Source organism: Tissierella simiarum (assembly GCF_018917865.1).
Lineage (GTDB): Bacteria > Bacillota > Clostridia > Tissierellales > Tissierellaceae > Tissierella_C > Tissierella_C simiarum.
The window spans coordinates 32,744-53,697 of the sequence record NZ_JAHLPM010000002.1 but is presented as its reverse complement, the minus strand read 5'-3'; the positions used below and the strand labels follow the sequence as shown (position 1 = coordinate 53,697).

The 20,954-nt window shown below is 30.8% G+C and carries 20 protein-coding genes; 14 read left to right on the top strand and 6 right to left on the bottom strand.

Annotation, left to right across the window (positions count from 1 at the left end; all coding sequences use genetic code 11):
• The first annotated feature begins 62 nt into the window (after positions 1-62).
• Positions 63-917: a MurR/RpiR family transcriptional regulator gene (locus KQI42_RS02695; RefSeq protein WP_216516484.1), complete on the top strand. Its 855-nt coding sequence runs from the start codon at positions 63-65 to the stop codon at positions 915-917.
• Positions 918-1,131: 214 nt separating this feature from the next.
• Here KQI42_RS02695 and iadA read toward each other — a convergent pair whose 3' ends face one another.
• Both iadA and yfcC read right to left on the bottom strand, forming a co-directional pair.
• The gene (gene iadA, locus KQI42_RS02690; RefSeq protein WP_425519742.1) at positions 1,132-2,316 is read right to left on the bottom strand and encodes a beta-aspartyl-peptidase; all 1,185 of its coding nucleotides are present in this window, start codon (positions 2,314-2,316) and stop codon (positions 1,132-1,134) included.
• A gap of 27 nt (positions 2,317-2,343) precedes the next feature.
• Positions 2,344-4,029 (bottom strand): putative basic amino acid antiporter YfcC, encoded by a 1,686-nt coding sequence (gene yfcC, locus KQI42_RS02685; protein ID WP_246566023.1) that lies wholly within the window; start codon positions 4,027-4,029, stop codon positions 2,344-2,346.
• Positions 4,030-4,219: 190 nt separating this feature from the next.
• Between yfcC and KQI42_RS02680 the strand changes: the two genes are divergently transcribed.
• Positions 4,220-4,630, top strand: a complete 411-nt coding sequence (locus KQI42_RS02680; protein ID WP_216516480.1) for an FAD-dependent oxidoreductase — start codon at positions 4,220-4,222, stop codon at positions 4,628-4,630.
• Between the two features lie 96 nt (positions 4,631-4,726).
• On the opposite strand, the gene tnpA is transcribed toward KQI42_RS02680, so the two are convergent.
• Both tnpA and KQI42_RS02670 read right to left on the bottom strand, forming a co-directional pair.
• The gene (gene tnpA / locus KQI42_RS02675; RefSeq protein WP_216516478.1) at positions 4,727-5,122 is read right to left on the bottom strand and encodes an IS200/IS605 family transposase; all 396 of its coding nucleotides are present in this window, start codon (positions 5,120-5,122) and stop codon (positions 4,727-4,729) included.
• Positions 5,073-5,237, bottom strand: a complete 165-nt coding sequence (locus KQI42_RS02670) for a hypothetical protein (protein ID WP_216516476.1) — start codon at positions 5,235-5,237, stop codon at positions 5,073-5,075. The genes tnpA and KQI42_RS02670 overlap by 50 nt, the downstream gene beginning before the upstream one ends.
• Positions 5,238-5,343: 106 nt before the next feature.
• Here KQI42_RS02670 and KQI42_RS02665 point away from each other — a divergent pair, with 106 nt between their 5' ends.
• The 11 genes from KQI42_RS02665 (at position 5,344) to KQI42_RS02615 (ending at position 16,292) form a co-directional block, all read left to right on the top strand.
• Positions 5,344-5,613: a hypothetical protein gene (locus tag KQI42_RS02665; RefSeq protein ID WP_216516474.1), complete on the top strand. Its 270-nt coding sequence runs from the start codon at positions 5,344-5,346 to the stop codon at positions 5,611-5,613.
• A gap of 35 nt (positions 5,614-5,648) precedes the next feature.
• Entirely contained in the window at positions 5,649-6,893 is a 1,245-nt protein-coding gene (locus KQI42_RS02660) for an RNA-guided endonuclease InsQ/TnpB family protein (RefSeq protein WP_216516472.1), read from the top strand.
• A 52-nt stretch (positions 6,894-6,945) separates the two neighbouring features.
• Positions 6,946-7,239 (top strand): nucleoside phosphorylase-I family protein, encoded by a 294-nt coding sequence (locus KQI42_RS02655; protein ID WP_216516470.1) that lies wholly within the window; start codon positions 6,946-6,948, stop codon positions 7,237-7,239.
• Positions 7,240-7,566: 327 nt separating this feature from the next.
• The gene (locus KQI42_RS02650; RefSeq protein ID WP_216516468.1) at positions 7,567-8,328 is read left to right on the top strand and encodes an IclR family transcriptional regulator; all 762 of its coding nucleotides are present in this window, start codon (positions 7,567-7,569) and stop codon (positions 8,326-8,328) included.
• A 41-nt stretch (positions 8,329-8,369) separates the two neighbouring features.
• A complete protein-coding gene (locus KQI42_RS02645; protein ID WP_216516467.1) occupies positions 8,370-8,630 on the top strand; it encodes a DUF997 family protein in 261 nt (86 codons plus the stop codon).
• Positions 8,630-10,096: a sodium/pantothenate symporter gene (gene panF, locus KQI42_RS02640; protein WP_216516465.1), complete on the top strand. Its 1,467-nt coding sequence runs from the start codon at positions 8,630-8,632 to the stop codon at positions 10,094-10,096. Before KQI42_RS02645 ends, panF begins: the two co-directional genes overlap by 1 nt.
• 33 nt (positions 10,097-10,129) lie before the next feature.
• The gene (locus KQI42_RS02635; RefSeq protein WP_216516463.1) at positions 10,130-11,401 is read left to right on the top strand and encodes an acetamidase/formamidase family protein; all 1,272 of its coding nucleotides are present in this window, start codon (positions 10,130-10,132) and stop codon (positions 11,399-11,401) included.
• Positions 11,402-11,519: 118 nt separating this feature from the next.
• Positions 11,520-12,458, top strand: coding sequence for a carbamate kinase (gene arcC, locus KQI42_RS02630; RefSeq protein ID WP_216516461.1), 939 nt, complete (start codon positions 11,520-11,522; stop codon positions 12,456-12,458).
• Positions 12,459-12,695: 237 nt separating this feature from the next.
• A complete protein-coding gene (locus KQI42_RS02625) occupies positions 12,696-13,673 on the top strand; it encodes an ABC transporter ATP-binding protein (RefSeq protein WP_216517044.1) in 978 nt (325 codons plus the stop codon).
• Positions 13,670-14,461, top strand: coding sequence for an ABC transporter permease (locus KQI42_RS02620; protein ID WP_216516459.1), 792 nt, complete (start codon positions 13,670-13,672; stop codon positions 14,459-14,461). The genes KQI42_RS02625 and KQI42_RS02620 overlap by 4 nt, the downstream gene beginning before the upstream one ends.
• A gap of 175 nt (positions 14,462-14,636) precedes the next feature.
• Complete coding sequence (locus KQI42_RS02615; RefSeq protein ID WP_216516456.1) at positions 14,637-16,292, top strand: M20/M25/M40 family metallo-hydrolase; 1,656 nt, start codon at positions 14,637-14,639, stop codon at positions 16,290-16,292.
• Between the two features lie 118 nt (positions 16,293-16,410).
• Here the strand turns inward: KQI42_RS02615 and KQI42_RS02610 are convergent, their stop codons facing one another.
• Both KQI42_RS02610 and KQI42_RS02605 read right to left on the bottom strand, forming a co-directional pair.
• A complete protein-coding gene (locus KQI42_RS02610) occupies positions 16,411-18,156 on the bottom strand; it encodes an ABC transporter ATP-binding protein (protein ID WP_216516454.1) in 1,746 nt (581 codons plus the stop codon).
• Positions 18,125-19,891: an ABC transporter ATP-binding protein gene (locus KQI42_RS02605; protein ID WP_216516452.1), complete on the bottom strand. Its 1,767-nt coding sequence runs from the start codon at positions 19,889-19,891 to the stop codon at positions 18,125-18,127. Before KQI42_RS02605 ends, KQI42_RS02610 begins: the two co-directional genes overlap by 32 nt.
• A 176-nt stretch (positions 19,892-20,067) precedes the next feature.
• Here KQI42_RS02605 and KQI42_RS02600 point away from each other — a divergent pair, with 176 nt between their 5' ends.
• Positions 20,068-20,931 carry a LysR family transcriptional regulator gene (locus KQI42_RS02600; RefSeq protein ID WP_216516450.1) on the top strand — a complete coding sequence of 288 codons (864 nt, stop codon included), beginning with the start codon at positions 20,068-20,070 and terminating at the stop codon, positions 20,929-20,931.
• Positions 20,932-20,954: the final 23 nt, after the last annotated feature.

Below are 20,954 nucleotides of genomic sequence, written 5' to 3'. Positions count from 1 at the left end.
ATGTGGTGGCCAAGTTAATTTTAGCCACCACATATTTAATAAAGTCAAAGGTGGTGGGGGCCATGAGCAGTATACTACGAATAAAGAATTTATTAAATGAATTAACAGATATAGAAAAAGTTATTGCTGATTTTATATTAGAAAATCAAGACGAAGTATATAATTTAACTGCCAATGAATTAGCAGAGATAACTAATACCAGTCCTGCTAGTGTTATAAGATTTTCTAAAAAAGTTGGTTATTCAGGATTTCAAGAGTTGAAAATTGCTCTAGCAAAGGATATTCCGAACTATGAAATAGATGAAAACAGTATATATGAAGCTATAACAATTCATGATTCTACTATGGATATTATGAATAAAGTGGCTATGGAAAATATGAAAGCAATAAAGGATACCTTAAAGTTACTGGACGAGAAAACAATAAATGAAGCAGTAGATGCTATAAGTAATGCTAAGAGAATAAATCTTTATGGAGTAGGGGTATCTTCGTTAGTAGCTTTAGATTTTCAGTATAAGTTAGTTAGAATAAATAAAGATGCTAATATACATATGGATCATCATCTTCAGTTAGTATCTGCTTCAAATATGAGTGAAAAAGATGTAGCTATAGGAATATCTCATAGTGGAAAAACTATTGAAACCTATAAAGCTTTAGAAATATCTAGAAAGAGAGGAGCTAAGACCATCTCTATAACAAAATATGGAGATAATCCTGTTAGTAAAGTAGCAGATATAAAAATTTTTACTACAGAAGTTGAAAAACACCTTAGAATGGGAGCAGTAGCTTCAAGAATAGCTCAACTTACCATAATAGATATATTATTTATGAATATTGTAAAGAAAAATTTTAATATTATTCCAGAATATATACAAGAAACAGGAAAGATAATTGAGAATTTAAGGATAAAAGAGTAGGACATATTTATTTGGAATATGTCTTTTTTATAACCCATAGGAAAGTCCTACTTTTCCTTAATTTAAACTTTCCGTAATGGGTTTCAAGAAAGGCTTCCTTAATATATTAATACTTCAATAGAAGCCTTTTTTAATATTTCATCTGTTTTATAATAGATTTAATAAAAATAACTCTCCCTTTTAGAACTAGCTCTAAGAAGGAGAGTTATTTTATTTATTCAAATGTTCCAAAGACTTTTATCTCTTTATTTTCAACAACTATTTGACCTTTTGCTATGACTGTATGGATAGTTAAATCCTTTTCATTTAATAATACCACATCAGCATCATAGCCCTCTTTAATTCTACCTTTACCATTTAATTTCAAGAGAGTTGCTGGATTAGATGTAACAGTTTTCAATACCTTCTCTAAAGGTAAATTTTCATCTATTACAGCATCTCTTATTTCTTCAAATAAAGATGAAACTTTACCAACTTGAAGACCAGCAAATTCTTTATTTTCGTTAAACATAGGAAGACTTCCTTGACCATCAGACGAAAGAGTTATATTGTTTTCTGACACACCAGCTTCATAGCATTTTTTCAATCCCTTGCTTACTTTAACTTCTCCTTCTTCCCAGAAAACAGGATCTGAGCTTGTAGTAAAGTCTATAAATCCGCCAGATTTTGCATATTTAATTGCCGCTTCAAATAATCTAGCATTTCTATTCATATGGGTAGGAATAAACTGAGTATATGGAATTTCTGTGTTCTCAACTATTTCAGTTAATACATCTATCATGGAATCACCATCTCCTACATGGATATTGACAATACCAGCTTTTCCAGACAATATGCCAGATACTCTTGCATCTGCTGCAAGTTTTTTTAATTCATCTATGGTAGGTTGTGAGGAACGATGGTCGGAAATTGCAATCTCCCCAACACCTATAACCTTGTCAATTGCAATTAAGTCCTTCGAAACATCTCCAGTAATGGTTGTAACGGGTATTCTATAAGAACCAGAATAGATAAAAGTAGTAATGCCATCTTCCTCAAGACTTCGTGCCTTTGCAAGGAGGGACATCATATTTCTTGTTATTCCGTCTGTACCTAGACATCCGACAACTGTTGTTATACCTGCTGTAGTGATATCCGTTAATTTAATTTCCGGAGTTCTTGTTCTAAAGCCGCCTTCACCACCACCGCCAATTATATGCACATGGTTATCGATAAATCCTGGAGTAAGTATTTTACCTTTACCATGGATTATATCAACGGCTACGGCATTATTTTGAGTAACTTCAAGATTATCTCCTATAGAGCATATTTTATTTCCAACCAATACTACATCCTTTATCCCTAAATATTCTGGTGCATATACTTTTACTTCTTTAATTATTTTAATCAAAGCCTTCATCTCCTAAATTAAAATTTGTAAGAAATATTAGAATCCTATTAATACACCCAGTACAATAAATATACTTGCTGTAATAAATAAAAGTCCTTGGAACTTAATTTGGAATTTTGCCCAGTTTACCCAATCCAGTTTAGCTACGCCTAATACCGCCATTAAGCAAGCAGAAGTAGGTACAATAAGGTTTGTAAGTCCGTCGCCTAATTGAAAAGCAAGAACAGCTACTTGTTTACTTAAACCAATTAATTGTGCAAGGGGAGCCATAAGTGGCATAGTAATAGCTGCTTGGCCAGAACCTGATACTACAAAGAAGTTAAATACTGATTGGAATATATACATAAACCATGCAGAAAGTACTACTGGGAGTCTGCTTAAAGCTTTAGACATTCCATTTAATATAGTATTTAAAACTGTATTAGCTCCAGGGTTGCTATCTCCTAATACTAAGACTATTCCCTGAGCTAAGGCAACTACAATAGCTGCTCCAACTAAATCCTTTGCACCTTCTCTAAAAGAAACTGCAATATCATTTACCGTCATGTTGTTTAATTTAAAGATTATAGCAGTTATACCAGAAGCCAAACCTAAAGCGAAAAATATAGTTGCAATCTCTGGCAAATAATATTCATGAACTCTAACACCCCAAATTATCCATGCCATAGCTAAAACTAAATAAATAATAATTAATATATGGCCAAACTTAAACTCAAGCTTAGAGGATTCGTTTGATTTAAAATCTTCTCTAAAATAGGAGTCAGATTCATAGGCTACAGATTTTGTAGGATTTTTCCTAATATTTTTTGCATAGAACCATATATATGCAATGGAAATTATATTAAATACTATATACATAATAATTCTAAAGCCTGATCCAGATTGAATAGGAAGTCCCGATATGCTTTGTGCAATAGATACACTAAAAGGATTCATCCATGAGGTCGCAAAACCTATTTGGGTTGCACCGTAGGTTATCAATATACCTACAACAGCATCATATCCCATAGCAATGACTATAGGTACTATAATAATGGTAAAAGGAATAGCTTCTTCTCCCATACCAAATACTGCTCCTCCTATAGAGAATAATAAAAATAACATAGGAATGAGTAGTGCTTCTGTTCCCTTTGTTTTACTTATCATGTTCATGATACCAGCTTCTACAGCACCAGTTTTGAGTACTATACCAAAAGCACCGCCAACTACTAAAATAAAAGCAATAATACCTACTGAAGTACCCCATTTATCACCTTTTACTAAGCCTTCAAAGGCAAAGTTTAAGAAACCCATGTCTCCACCTTTGGCAAAAAGCTTAATCCCTTTTTTCTCACCAGATGAAACATATTTTCCATACTCTTGTAAAACCTTAAAGTTTAATTCTCCATTTTCATTTATGGACTCAAAGGACTTTGCACGATCTTTTCTAATAGATGCTATAGGTTCTTCTACTCCATTTTCCATAATCAATGTAGTATCTCCTGAAGCATCCAAGGTATAATCTACGCCATTTACATTGAACTCTACTGCCTCTCCATCCAAAGTGGATGCAATTTCTTTTCCAGTCCCATCGTATATATTATAGAAAATCTCAAATCTTCCTAGAGGAACCAAATAAGTTAATAATGCAGCTAAAACTACTACACAAAATATAATAACGTATGTGTCTGGCATTTCCCATGTTCTTTGAAGCTTTGTACTAGTATCTGTTCCTTTTGACATCAAATTTCCTCCTTATGTGATATAAAATATAGTTAAATATTAAAATGATATTTTATATTATATTATATTTTATCAAGAGACTAAAGAAATAACTTTATTTTACAAAAATTAACTGGAAAAAGGAAGGTAGTCGAGAAAGGACATATTTCCAAATAAATATATCTTTTTTAAATATTTTATTTGTTTTATAATGGGTTTAAGGACATATGTCCTTAAAAAAAGCACAAAATCTTCTTTAGAACATTGGAATAGAGATTTAGAAGCTATTGAGAACAGAATGGAAAAAACTCTAAAGGAAAATAAAGTTGACATATATTACGGGGAAGAAAAATTTTTAAACAAAAATGAATTTCAGGTAGGGGAAAAGGTAATTCATGGCGAATATATAATTATAGCTACAGGTACTAGACCTTCTTCCTCTGAGGAAATTTCTTTAGATGGTAAAAAGATAATTACTCATAAGGAAGCCATAGATCTTGACTATGATCTTAAATCCATTATTATTCTAGGTGGCAATGTAGAAGGTGTAGAGTTTGGAGCTTTCCTTGGAGAGATGGGTATAGATGTAACTATTATTGAAAAGGAAGATACTATTTTATAGAGAATGCCCGAAAACCTCCGTTGTTTATCTCGGAGGATGAAAGGGCATAAAATTAAGGTGGTTCGATACCACCTTAATTTTACATTACACTAACTTCTAATTTTGAATATATTTTTGAATTGTTTCAGCACTAACAGTTCCAATATAATAACCCCTACTCCATAGACCACTACCCCAAAACTTATTTTGTTTTAGGGCAGGAAACCCTTGAAATATCCGGTTTGTAGAAATACTTTTAAGTTTTCTAACTATATCAACTGGTGCAATAGTTGGAGGTGCAGATACAAAAAGGTGAACATGGTCAGACATTATTTCCTGTTCAATAAGGTCATAACCATAATTATGACATATAACTTTAAAACATTTAGATAATTCCTTTTCCAGTTCACCTTTAAATATAGAGTGTCTATATTTAGGACAAAATACAATATGATAATTAATATTATACTTGCTGTGGCTCGTTGTTTTGTTTTGAGTATTTTTTAATGACATATTTCATACCTTCTTCTATTAAGTCATTAGCATTAGTACCTTTTTGCAATGCAAGTATTCTAATATCCTTGTATAAATCTTCGTCTAATGTTGTGTTAATGTTTTTTCTTGCCATTAGTATCACCTCCGTATTAAAATTATAACACATAGTTAACAATGTTTCGATGTTTGGTTATAATTAATACATAGATAACTATGTAAGGATAAGGAGGCAAAAATGTATGTTTGTTTTAAAATGTAAAAGTTGTGGATTTGAACAAGTTGTAAAAAAGAGAATAGATAAAGATACTTACAATCAATTAACAAACAATGAAGGATTATATTGTGATAGAAATTGTTGTAATGGCAGAAACTCGGAAAGACCGAAAGGATATATTGCTGTATATGGAGTTTTTGGTGGCTGGACTATTGTTCGTCAAGCAACTCTGGAGGAATATAAAGGAATTAAAAGAGCAAAAGAAATTCGAGATTTAGGTATAAAAAATCTTTAAAGTTTAGTTAATATGACAAAAAGGAGGTGAAAAATATGAAGTTATCGTTTAAATTTAAACCGAGTTTTACACTAGAGCAGTTAAGTATTATAGAAGAATTATCTTATCATACAACTAAACTATACAATATAGTTAATTATGATTTAAGAGAGAAGGGTTTCAAGTCCTATGTAGATATTGAAAATGCTTATAAATCTAATTGGCATTGTGATTTTCTTCATAGTCATACAAGACAGCATTGTTTTAAAATGATAGAACAAAATTGGAAATCATATTTTGCAAGTATTAAAGATTATAAAGAAAATCCTCATAAATACAAAGGACTTCCTAAACCACCTAAATTTAAAAATATAGAAGATAAAAAGAATGAGATTGTATTTACTAACTTTGCTATAAGATTTAAAGAAAATACATTAATGTTATCTCTTTCTAAAGCAATTCAAAAAACATTTGAGGTAGAAAGTTTAAATTTTGAAGTTTCTAACAAACTTCAAAGCCTTATAAATTGGAATGATTTGCAACAAGTTAGGGTTAAGTGGGATAATTCTTTAAAACAATGGTACTTAATTGTAATCTATAATAAACAAGAGTTAGAGCCAGTAGATAATACTAACATCATGGCTATAGATTTGGGATTAGACAATCTTGCTACACTAACCTTTAATGAAGGAATTGAAACTTATCTTTTTTGTGGTAAAAAACTTAAAGGTATCAATGCTTTTGTGAATAAGAAAATTGCTTATTATCAAGGTATTGAAATGAATAAATATAGTTCAGATAAGTTCAAAAATACAAAAATGATAAATTCTTTAAGAAGGTATAGAAATAATTATGTTAATGATTATCTTCACAAAGTAAGTAAAAATATCATAGATAAAGCAATAGAGCATAGGGTAAAAAAGATAGTTATAGGTAAAATCAAGGGTATTAAGCAAGATATGAATTATAATAAATCTTTTGTTCAAATACCAGTACAAAGACTTGCTGAATTAATAAAATATAAGGCAGAATTGCAAGGTATTGAAGTTAAATTTAAAGAAGAAAGTTATACAAGTGGTTGCAGTGCTTTCGATTGTGAACCAATAAATAAAAAACATTACGATAAAACTCGTAGAGTGGTTAGAGGATTGTTCAAATCAAGTTTTGGATTAGTTAATAGTGATGTGAATGGCTCATTAAATATATTAAGGAAAGAAGAAAAATGTATTCCCGAAATAGTGCAAACTATGAGGGATAAAGGGAGTGTGTCCTCCCCGTTGAGAGTAAGGGTTGCCTGTTAAAGGTGGAAACTTAAATATCAAACCTCTCACGAAGCCCCCGTTGCTTGTCTCGGTGGTGGTTCACATTGATGAGGAAAAAGAAGTAATGGAATATTGGAACAAAAAAGGAATTTTATGTTCTGATATGGAAACGGCTACCTTGTTAACTTTATCCAAATTAAGAAAAGTTAGGGCTGGAAGTATTTTAAATAATGTAGTAAAATATGAATCAGATGTAAAAACTGGAATAGAAGATTATGTTAAGGAAGGAGCTACGCCTTTAGAAGGAGAAAAGAGAGAAATCTTAGTAGCTTTAGAATCTCTTATAAAAATTCACCAAAATAACGAAGGGTGCAACTCTTTATAGAGTTTCACATATAACCACACCAAACCCCACAATGATACTTTTTCGGCAATAAGCTGGAAAAGTATCATTATTTTTTTGAGACAATAGTGAAAGCTATGATTTTAAAAAGCGGTTAGAAAAAAATATTATTTTTATAAAGAATTTTTAAATTTTAAATTAATTATAATCCAGCAAAGCATTGATACAGCTTATGTTAAAAAATAATAATATTAGTAATGAAAAAAATGTATGTTTTTCCATTGACAATATAATCACATATCTTTATAATTACCACAAACAAATATCAACCATCGGTTGCTATATACAACCAGTAGAAAGGAGATATAGATGTTTTTAAAATCCGCGGAAAACGTTTTAGACATTTTGTTTCTTTGGGAAAAAGAAAAAGCTGAAGAATTAGGCTTAAATGAAATAAGTCAGTTGACAGGAATTAATAAAAGTACAGTATATAAAATACTCCAATCTCTTAAAAATAGAAACGTTATTGAACAAAATGAGTCAACTAAAAAGTATAAGTTAGGAGTAGGCCTTATACAGCTTTCTAGTCACGTTCTAAAAAACTTAGATCTAAGAGAAATTGCACATCCATTATTGAAGCAGCTTGCCTATATGTGTGAGAATACAGTTACATTAGGAATAAAAAGTGGTAAAAATTTAATATTTATTGACAGAATTGATGGCAGAGATAATGTAAGATTTTTCTGTGACATTGGAAAAGTAACTCCATTTAATGGTGGAGCTGCTGCTAAAGCTTTACTTGCACATCTTAAGGAAGACGAAATTAAAGAAATCATCGATGATATGGAACACCAAAAATTTACTCATAAAACCAAAGATAGAGATGAAATAATAAAGGAAATAGAAATAATTAGGAGAGATGGATATTCCATAAGTGATGAAGAAGTAGATATAGGGGTTCTAGCAATTGGTGCACCAATATTTGACTATACAGGAGCAGCAATAGGAGGAGTAGCTATTGCAGGAATTAAACAAACTTTTACCCAAGAAAGTTTTAGAATCAATAAGAAACTTCTATTGGAATATAGCAGCATGATATCAAAAAGAATGGGTTATTTTGAAAATAAGTAATTCTAGGGATTCATTAGTTAGAAAAATAAAGGAGGAATAATATGCAAAGTACAAAGGAGAGAAGAGAACAGTATTTGCTTTGCTTAAAGGAGTTTAAAATTGGTGCTATTATTACAGCATTATTTATATCTATTTCTTGTTTAGTAAGCTATAAATTAGGTTATGGAAGAGATCCAAGCACTATTAAGTTAATACTTGGATTTCCCGATTGGGTATTTTGGGGAGTACTGGTTCCTTGGACATCAATTGTTGTCTTTACTACTATTTATGGTTTAGCAATAATGAAAGGAGATGAGAAATAATGCAGGCTTCTTTAACCACAATAATTGTTTTTTTAATATATATAGTAGTTCTATTGTCATTGGGATACATAGCCCATTTAAGAGTAAAAAAATCTGATGATTTTTCTGCAGAATACTGGGTTGGTGGACGATCCTTTGGACCGTGGTTAGTAGCTTTTACTTGGGCAACTTCATGGACCAGTGGAGGATCATTTATAGGTACGCCAGCTATTTATTATACTTATGGATGGACAGCGCTATTATGGCAGGCTGGTGCTGGAGTATTGGGCATTATAGGAATAATAGCCATAGGGAGACGAGTCTCGACTATAGCTTCTGAAAGAAATTGTATGACTTTACCTGATTTATTTGTAGATAGATATGAAAGTAATAGTATGGGAATTTTAGCAGCACTAATAATACTTGTATTTGGTATAGCTTATATGGTTTCTCAATATGTAGCAGCAGCTAGAATATTAGAAGTAATAGCAGAGATACCCTATACCATAGGAATTATATCTTTTGCAGTAATTGTTGGACTGTATACATCTTTTGGCGGAATCAGAGGTGTAGCATATACCAATATATTTCAAGGCTTAATTATGGTCGGAGGTTCAATTGCTATAGCCATCATTATGGTAATAAAAGGTGGCGGACTTACTCAAATAACTAAAACTATGTTGGCTCAAGATCCAAGTCTTGTAGTAGCACCTGGTCCAAATAATTGGTTGCCAATTAATTCAGCAATATCTATGTTTTTTGTTTTAGGAGTTGCAGTAATGGCACAACCTCATGTTGTAACTAGGTTATTTTCAGTTAAAGATGTGGATTCTGTGAAAAAATCGGGAGTTTTAGTAAGTATAGTAACTTTCATCTGGTTTATATGTTTATTTATAAGTTCTATTGCAGGAAAAAGTTTAATCCCAAATATTGATATTCCAGATCAAATATTTCCAACTATTGTAGTAAACTATTCATCAAAAATCTTTGCAGGCATAATGCTCTCAGCTCCATTTGCAGCAGTAATGAGTACAGTTGCTTCACTGCTATTATCAACTAGTAGTGCCATAATTAGAGATATTTATGAAAAAAATATTAATAGTAATATGGATGATAATAAACTTAAAAAGATGAGTTATATGACTACAGTAGGTATTAGCGTATTAGTAATGATATTGGCATTAAACCCACCATCTTTTTTACAAGCAATAGTCATATTTGCAATTTCAGGATTTGCAGCTTCCTTTACTATACCTATTGTAATGGGATTGTTTTGGTCAGGGGCTACAAAGACAGGTGGAATAACATCTATGTTAATGGGATTTTTAACTTTAATAATATTATACGTTTTTAAGATACCAGATCCTTTAGGATTTAATCCACTGGTATGGGGACTGATAGTTTCTTTAATCACCATGGTTATTGTAAGCAAGGTTACTAAAAAGAGCTCTAAAGAGATTATGAACAGATATTTTGGTATAGATTAATATAAAATTAAGTTTTTAATGGAGTGATATTTGATGTCAAAATTTATAGAAGTCAATGAATTTATAGATATAGTTGGTGGAGAAATGGACATGTTAGGTCCTATAGAAGACGGTGATACTATTTATTCAATAGTGCCACCAGGATGTTGGGGACCAATGATTACTCCATCTATAAGAAGTGGACATGAAGTGACTAGACCTATAAGAGTAAAAGGTGCTAAAGTAGGAGATGCCGTTGCATTGCATATAAAAAAAATAAATCTAAAATCTAAATATGCAGCTTCTGGGACTGGGAAAAGATTTGACGGAAGATATGATGTAGATCCTACTGTAAATGCTATTTGTCCTTATTGTAATGAGAAAAATCCAGAAACAATTATTGAAGGTATTGGAGAAGAAGCTATTAGATGTTCTAAATGTAAAAATCCAGTTATCCCCCAAACCTTGTCTAATGGATATACTATTTTATTCAATGAAGATATTGGAGTAACTGTAGATAAAACTATTGGAAATGAAATTGCATTGGAGGTAGCTAGAGGAAATGATGGTCTTCCTTCAGGCTCAAAGCAACATCCAGCAACAATTTTAGCAAAGACAGATGTTGTTGACGTAATAACTAGGGTAAAACCTATGATAGGCAATATAGGATGTGTACCAAGTAAACCGTTACCGTCTTCTAGAAACTGTGGTGATATGTTAGCTTCTTTAAATTCTACAAATATATTTGGTCAAATACTACATGAAGATATAACAGATGCTCATATGGATGTTAATAGTGTCTGCGAGGGCAGTATAGTTGTTTGTCCGGTGAAGGTAGATGGAGGAGGAGTATTTTTGGGGGATATCCATTCAATTCAAGGAGATGGAGAACTGGCTATGCATGCCATTGATGTAACGGCAGAGGTAGAAATAGAGGTAAAATTAATAAAGGAATTGGAACTAAATGGACCAATTATAATTCCACCCTTGGAAGAAATAAATTATAGATTTTTACCTTTCACAGAAAGAGAATATGAGAAAGCTAATAAGATATTAAAGCCTTATAGACAGAAAATAGAGGAAAAGCTGTATCCAGTTCAGTTTGTAGGAAGTGGTTCAAATCTAAATTTAGCTATTGATAATTGTGTAAATAGAATAAGTGAAGTTACAGGATATGATATGGAAGAAGTTAAGAATAGAGCAACTATTAGTGGAGAAGTTGGAATTGGGCGTACATCAGGTTTAGTCTATATTACAATAATGTTACCAGAAGAAAAGCTAAAGAAAATAAAAATATATTCGTTTATTGAAAAAATATATAAATAAATAACAAAAAGTATGCAATTTAACATTATGCATACTTTTTTCTTGCCATAGAATGAATTTTGATTTATAATTTTGGTTGAAAATAGAAACAACAATCTTTAGGAAAGGGATGGTCCCTATGTCAAAGAAAAGAATAGTAGTAGCTTTAGGAGGAAATGCTTTACAAGAAAATCCAAAGGATATATCAGCTGAAGCTCAGTTAGCAACAGCAAAAGAAACATCTAAATCTATTGTCGACTTAATAGAAGAGGGGCATGAAATAACTATAGTTCATGGAAACGGACCCCAAGTTGGACAATTGATCTCAGTATATGAACAATCTAAAGAAGTACCTACGATGCCTTTTCCAGAATGTGGAGCCATGAGCCAAGGCTATATTGGATACCATTTACAACAAGCTATTGGAGAAGAGTTAAATAAGAGAAATATGAAGAAACAAGTAATTTCTATTATAACTCAAGTAGTAGTAGATAAAGACGATATTGGATTTAAAAATCCAACTAAACCTGTAGGATCATTTTTTACAGAAGAAGAAGCAAGAATCCTTGAAGAAAAAGGATATGTAATGAAAGAGGATGCAGGAAGAGGTTATAGAAGAGTAGTACCTTCACCTGAGCCTATAGATATTGTAGAATCCGATATAATAAAGAACTTAGTTGATTCAGGAATTATAGTGATTACTGCTGGCGGGGGAGGAGTTCCAGTAGTTCTAAAAGAAGATAGATCCTTAGAAGGAGTAGCAGCAGTAATAGATAAGGATTTAGCTGGAGCTTTAGTAGGAGAAATTCTTGATGCAGATATGCTTATAATCTTAACAGCAGTAGAAAAAATATATTTAGACTTTAATAAACCGTCAGAAAGAGGATTAGACAAATTAAGTATAGCAGAGGTAGAAAAATACATTGAAGAAGGTCATTTTGCACCAGGCTCTATGCTTCCCAAAGTAAAAGCAGCAGCAAAATTTGTTTCCGGTAAGAAAGGTAGAATTGCTCTTATTACATCCCTAGAAAAGGCCAAAGATGGAATAGAAGGTAAAACTGGAACAATAATAGAATAACTTATATAGTATTTTAGATAAATAAGACTTCATCTTTGAGATACTTAGCGCCTCAAAGATGAAGTTTTATTGTATAATTATACAAATACGATAAATATCATGACTTCTTCTTTTTAGCTTTTTATGCTAAAGAGAGGAAGTTTTTTCTAGTTTACTGTGACTAAAGTCATATATAAATATTACTAAGATAATGACTTAAGATTGATGACATGAGGAAGTGCTTGATATATACTATAAATAACAGAATATTGTATCAATGATATATTTAGGAAGAAGGGGGATGATGGTATAGGTGTTCTAGAAGTTACTAATCTAACTAAGTATTATGGAAAGGTTAAGGCAGTAGATGACATTTCCTTTAGCATTGAAAGAGGAAAGATATGTGGAATACTTGGACCTAATGGTTCGGGGAAAACAACAACTATTAAAAGCATTTGCAATTTAATAATTCCCGATAAAGGAACGATTAAGATTTTTGGAAAAGATAATAGAAAAGCTACAAACCATATTTCAGCATTATTCGAAGGTACGAGAAATCTTTACTGGAGATTAACACCAAGGGAAAATTTACGTTATTTTGCAGGCATAAGAGGAATCGGAGGTAAAGCTTTAGAGAAAAATATAGATATATTATTGGACAGATTTAACTTAACTGATAAAAGGGATGTAATGGTAAACAACTTATCTAGGGGAATGCAGCAAAAAGTTGCCATAGCTATGACTTTAATATGTGATACAGAGATTGTATTATTAGACGAACCTACTCTTGGTTTAGATGTACAAAGCTATTTGGATATAAAAAATATTTTAATAGACACAGCTTCTAATATGGATAAAACTATATTGTTAAGTACCCACAATATGGCGTTAGTTCAAGATGTCTGTGATGATGTAGTTATATTGAGTAAAGGTAAAAAAGTTGCAGAAGATAGTATGGAAAAACTATTAAATATGTTTAAAAGTATGACTTATGAAATCATACTTGCAGAAAGTCTTTCTCCAGAAAACAAAGAACATTTATCAAGACTAAATTACGAATTTTATATAATTAATGACGGATCTAAAATAGAAATAGATATATTTGATTTTCATGATATATATAAGATTATAGAAGAACTAAAAAATATAAATATTTTTATTAAAGAGATAAAACAAAAAGATGTTAATTTTGAGAGAATTTATTTAAGCTTAACTGATGAGGAGGTGAACAGTTGAAAAAATTCTATTATCTACTTAAGGTATCTATGGAACGAACTATTAAAGAATTAATTAGATATAAGTTTAATACTATTTCAGATATTTTCCTTCTATATATATTATTTATGGCTATGTTTTTAGGAATTAGAAGTTTTGGAACTAATATGGGAGTATCCGCTTTGGATATGGGAAATAACTTAGAAGGATTTATAGTAGGCTATTTTTTATGGACAATCATGATGATGGCTTACTCAGATGCGGCTTATAGTCTGATAAGTGATGCTAATAGAGGTACCCTAGAACAACTAAATATGTCTAGTATAAGCCTTTCATGTATAATAACTGCAAGAACTATTTCTAATCTATTAGTAAACTTAGTAATTTCTATAATTTTATTATTCATTATAATGAGTACAACCAACTATTGGATTGAAGTAAAAATATTATCTATTCTAATTCCTATATTTCTAGGCATATTCAGCATATTGGGTATAGGATTAATCTGCGGAGGATTGGCACTTATTTTTAAAAAGATTCAATCTCTATTAAACGTAATTCAATATTTTTTAATAGGGATAGTTACAATAAATCCTAAAAGTGAAATTATATCTAATATAATTCCTTTTAGACCTGCAGCAAATAAAGTTTTTTTAACTATGATAGGAGGATATTCATTTAAGGACTTTTCAATATATGATTATGGAATAATGATAGGAAATTCTATTATATATTTTACCATAGGGTTAGTGGTCTTCAATAAATGTGTTAAAGTAGCTAAAAGTAAAGGTCTATTGGGACAATATTAAAAAAGGCAATGATTGATAGAAAAACAATCATTTATAAAGAAACTTCTTTTTTTGGATATTTATCGTCTAAAAGAAGAAGTTTTTTAATATATTTGGAAAAGGACTTGAAGTAAGAATATTGCGAATGTTATGATGAAGTTATAATGTACAAGGGCTAAAGTTGGAGGTGTTTTATTTGTATTTAAACTGTTTTGAAGAAGTGAAAGAAATTACTACGAATCTTGTAAAGATACCTAGCATAGTAAAAACTAGTGGTGAAACTAAATGTGCGGAAAAGATATATGAGTATTATAAGAACTTGCCTTACTTTAAAGAGAATCAAGAGTATTTATTAATGGAAAAAACGGAGAAAGACGAAATTGAAAGACATAACGTTATAGCCATGGTAAGAGGAACCAAGGGGGAATCTAATAAAACTTTATTATTAATGGGACATTTAGATACGGTAGGAATTGATGATTTTGGTACGATAAAAGAATATGCCTTCGATCCCATTAAGTTGCCAGAACTTCTAAGGAATATGAATTTAGGAGAAGAAGTAAATAGAGATATTGATTCAGGAGAGTATATGTTTGGTAGAGGAGCCTTAGATATGAAGGCTGGAGTTGCAGGGCATATGTATTTAATTAAGTATTTTTCAGAACATCCTGAAGAGCTAAATGGAAACTTAATTGCTTTAGCAGAATGTGATGAAGAAGATAATTCACACGGAGCAATTTCAGCGTTAAAGATATTAAGAGAGTGGAAAGAAAGATATAACTTTGAATATATAGCGGCTATAAATGCGGATTACTCTACTCCATACCATGAAAAAGATGAAAATAGATACATATATTTTGGAACTATAGGAAAGCTTCTTCCATCCTTTTATGTAACAGGAAAGGAAACTCATGTAGGTCAAGCTTTTGGTGGCTTAGATCCAAACTTAATAGTAGCGGAAATTACAAGACAAATGGATCTAAATCCGGATCTATGTGATGAAGCTCAAGGTGAAATTACCATTCCTCCTGTTTCATTGAAACAAGCTGATTTTAAAGATATATATACAGTACAAACACCTTTGGCAGCATATTCTTATTATAATTTCTTCGTTCATAGAATGAGTCCAACAGATGTAATGGAAAAAGTTAAAGAGAAGGCAATAGAAGCTTTTGATAATGTAATAGAATATTTAAATGACTCATATAAAAAATTCTGTGAAATAAGTGGATATACTTATACAGAATTACCATGGAGAACCAGAGTGTATACTTGGGAAGAATTTTATAACGAATTAGCAACTATCCATGGAAATAAATTTATAGCGTATATTCATAACTTTGCTAAGGAATTAAATGAAAAAGAGCCAGCTATGGATTTAAGAAAGTTTAGTGTAAGAATAGTAGATGAAGCATGGAAGTGGACAGTAGATAAATCCCCTGTCATAATAATTTATTATTCCTCTACTTTCTGTGCACGTATTGAAGTTACGGGAGAAGAAGAAAAAGAAAAGCTTCTTATAGATAGTGTAAAAGAATCTATTAATTTTGTTCAAGAATATTCAGATAAGCCTATAGTAACAAAGATGTTTTATCCCTATATTTCAGATATGAGCTTTATGGGCATGAGTGACAGTGTGGAAAGTCTAAAGACTTTAAAACAAAATATGCCAGCTTGGGGAAGCAAGTATGTTCATCCAATAGAAGAGATATTGGATATAAATGTACCTGTAGTAAATATTGGAACCTTCGGAAAGGATGGCCATAAAATTACAGAGAGAGTTCATATGAGATACACCTTTGAAAATGTTTCCAATATAACATATAATACAATAAAGAAGTTATTAAGCTAATAGTGACTTCCTCTTAAAAATAAATGCCTCTGAAAATGAGGCATTTATTTTTGTGTTTGTACATTACTTAATTATAACTTTAATTGATATCTTTTATGAAAAGTAATCTAGAATTAAATTATTTCCCAGTAGAGGATATAAATTGACTATTATAAAGTTTCTCATAAAAACCTTTTTTACTTAACAATTCCCTATGGTTTCCTTGTTCTATAATTTTACCACTTTTCATGACTAAAATTAAGTCTGCGTCTATAATAGTTGATAATCTATGGGCTATAACAAAACTGGTTCGCCCTTTCATTAGCTCTAAAAAGCCTTGTTGAATTTTTATTTCTGTAAGAGTATCAATATTACTAGTGGCTTCATCTAAAATTAACATAGGGGGATCAACAAGCATGGCTCTTGCAATTGTCAATAATTGTTTTTCTCCTTGAGATAAATTACCTTCATTCTCTGTAATTATTGTATTATATCCGTTGGGTAGTTTCTTAACGAAACTATCACAATGAGATTTTTTTAAAACTTCTTTTACCTCTTCATCACTAGCATCAGGCTTTCCATAAACTATGTTATCACGTATAGTTCCAGTAAATAACCAGCTATCTTGTAGTACCATTCCAAAAGAACGTCTGATACTATCCTTTTTTAAGTTTTTAATATTAATACCATCGATTAAAATCTCACCACTATCTACATCATAAAATCTCATTAGAAGATTTATTAAAGTGGTTTTACCTGCACCAGTAGGCCCTACAATGGCTATGGTACTTCCTTGAGGGATATTAATATTAAGATTTTGAATTAAAGGTTTATTTTTATTATATGAAAAGTTTACATTATCAAACACTATATTACCTCTACAATTTTCAAGAACTGGTATACTTTCATCTTCTACTGGCTCTGATTCTTCATCTAGAACTTCAAATATTCTTTCAGCAGAAGCCATTGCAGCTTGGAACTGAGAAATTATACTTGTTATTTCATTTATAGGTTTAGAGAATTGAGTAGAGTAAATTAAAAAACTAGATATTTTTCCAATGGAAATATATCCGGATATTGACATTATACCACCTATAATACAAACCATAATATATGAGAGATTATTAATAAATCTAGTTGAAGGATTTGTTAGAGAAGAATAAAATTGTGCAGCTCTTCCATGTTCATAAAGAAGAGTATTTATTTCTTCGAATCTTTCAAGAGAACGAGATTCATAATTAAAAGCTTTAACTATTTTTTGATTTCCTATTATTTCTTCTACATATCCATTTAGTTCTCCAATTACTATAGATTGGTCTCTAAACATTTTATTAGACATTCTTGCAATAAAGGATGCAATATAGAAACATACAGGCGTTATTAACACTACTATTAAAGTTATGGGGATACTTAGAAAAATCATAAAACCTAGAGAACCGAAGATAATAACTATTCCAGAAAAAAGCTGATTAATACCTTGAAGTAATCCCTCTGAAATAAACTCAATATCATTAGTAAATTTACTCATTATATCTCCATGAGAATTTGTATCAAAATAATTTAATGGAAGAGTACTTATTTTATTAAAAACATCTCTTCTTATATTTCTAACTGTATTATTTGAAATAAGGTTTACCAATCTTAACTGCAGTAGGTTAAATAAGGAACTAGTAATATATATAAATATCAAAATCATTGCTATCTTTAGTAGTGAGTTAAAGTCAACTTTACCCTGTCCTATCATATTATCAATAGCCTTTCCAGTAAAATAAGGAGAAATGAGAAATAAGATATTGCTTATTAATGCAAAGAGTAAAGCGAAAAAGATATATAATTTATATTTACCTACATATTTAAAAAGTCGTTTCAAAACTTGGGCTTCCATAAGTATTCTCCTTCCTATCAAGTTGAGATAAATAGATTTCTCTATAGGTAATACACGATTCCATGAGGGAATCATGGTTACCTATTCCCACTATTTTTCCATCATCTAAAACTATTATAGAATCTGAATTTTTTACCGCACTAACTCTCTGGGAAACTATTATAATAGAGGCATTATGGATATTTTCTTTAAGAGATTTTCGCAAAGCTGCATCTGTGGAATAATCCAATGCACTAAGACTGTCATCTAATATTAAGATTTCTGGTTTACCTACTAAGGCTCGTGCAATAGCAATTCTTTGTCTTTGTCCTCCAGACAAGTTAACGCCACCTTGAGATAAAACAGTATTATATTTGTCTGGGAAATCTTCTATAAAGTCAGAAGCTTGAGAAATTTCAGCAGCTAATTGAACTTCAGTAACAGTTGCATTCTCTAATCCCCATCTTATATTTTCAGATATTGTACCTGAGAATAACACAGATTTTTGTGGTACAAGTCCAATCTTTTTTCTAAGTTCTTCTTGAGGATATTCTTTTACATCAATTCCATTTACTAAAACTGTACCCTTGAAAGTATCATAGAAACGAGGTATAAGATTTAATAATGTTGACTTACCAGATCCTGTTACACCTACTATCCCAACAACATCTCCTGTTTTTATATTGAAGGAGATATCTTTTAAAGTTGGCTCCTTAGAATTCTTGTAATAAAAAGAAACATTTCTAAATTCTACTACATTATTAGAATCTTTTAAGGAAATATAATCATTAGAAATAGAAGGATCATTTATAGAAGGTTCCATTTCAAGTATTTCATTAACTCTAGCAGCCGATGCAGAAGCCCTTGTAAATATGATTACAAGATTTGCTACTACTATAAGAGCTAATACAATGAGATTTATATAATTTATAAAGGCTATTACCTGTCCTTGAGTCATTTCTCCAATATTTATTCTAAAGCCTCCGTACCATATTACTGCAAGAACTGCAAAATTAGTAATAAGAGCCGTTGCAGGATTTAACAAACTAGATATATTGCCTACTTTTATCATATCCTCAGTAAGGTTTTTATTTGAATATTCAAATCGAGTCTTTTCATAATCTATTTTAGCAAAAGCTCTTACTACTCTAACGCCTGATAAGTTTTCTCTTAAGGTTTGAGCTAAATTGTCTAATTTTTTTTGTACGGTTTTATATAATGGCACTGATTTATACATTATTAAATACAGTATAAATGTGAATATTGGTAGAAGAAATATTATTACAATAGATAATTTAAAATCCAATATCATAGCCATAATCAATCCGCCGATACAAAGGAAAGGTGCCCGTATTACCAAGCGTATCAACATAGCTACTGCTAATTGAAGCTGATTTACGTCGTTGGTTATTCTGTTTATAAGGGATGAGGTACCTATTGTATCAATTTCACTATAAGAAAGGGTTCCTATATGTTGGAAAAGAGCTTTTCTAATTTTAGTTCCAAATCCTTGAGAGGCTTTGGCTGCATAGTATTGGCACGTAAAGGCACAACCCATTCCTATAATTGCCATAAGGATCATTATTGATCCAATTTTTAAGATATAAGATTTATCCCCTAATTTAATCCCATTATCAATAATCAATGCCATAAGGGTAGGTATCATAAGTTCAAAAATAGCTTCTAGAAGCTTAAAAAAGGGACCTAGAATAACTTCCTTCTTATAAGGTTTTAAAAAATGTGCAAGTTTAAACAAAGCAGCATCCCTCCTGTTTCAAATACTTAAAAGTTTAAAAGAAAATTAATAATATTTTAACTTTGACTTAAATGGATATTATATGTATGATTATATCAAGGAAATGAACATACAAAAAATACTTATATGTGCATAGTAGTATGCTTAAAAAGTATATAATAATAGGTGATAAATATATGGATATTAGACAGCTAAAATATTTTATTGCTATTACAGAAGAAGAGCAAATAACTAAAGCAGCGAAAAAATTGCATTTGGCTCAGCCCCATTTGAGCAGACAGCTGAAGCTCCTTGAAGATGAACTAGGAGTAAAGTTAGTTGAAAGGGGAAGTAAAAAAATTCAGCTTACAGATGCAGGGAAAATGTTAAAGAATAGGGCAGAACAAATAATTCAATTAACAGAATCTACTGTTAGAGAATTGAAAGATTTTAATGAAGGGCTATGCGGAACTTTAAGAATCGGTGCAGTATCTTCATCAGGGACAGCCATTTTGAATGATAGGATAAATAATTTTCATAAAAAATATCCTCTTGTAAATTTTGAAATATGGGATGGGAACACATATAAGATATTGGAACTACTTAATAACGGAGTAATTGAAATTGGTATTGTTAGGACTCCTTTCGATATAGATAGCTATGAATCTATATTACTACCTATGGAACCTATGGTAGCTGCAATGAGGGAAGACTTATATTGGGAAGGTAGCAATACCATACGTTTGGAAGAACTCAAAGAAAAACCTTTAATAATATATAGAAGATTTGAAGAGCTTATATTGGAATTGTGTAGAAAAGCTAGGTTTGAACCCAGAATAATATGTAAAAATGATGATGCTAGAACTACGCTATTATGGGCAGATACTGGTCTGGGAACAGCTATTGTTCCGAAATCTGCTATAAAGCTTGTCGGAAGCATGCAATTGAAATACAAGGAAATTGAAGAACCATTTTTAACGACTCAAATAGCTGCAATATGGATGAAAGACAGACATATTTCTACTTGTAGTGAACAGTTTTTAAAGTTCTTTAGATCATAAATATAGATATAATGTGTATAAGA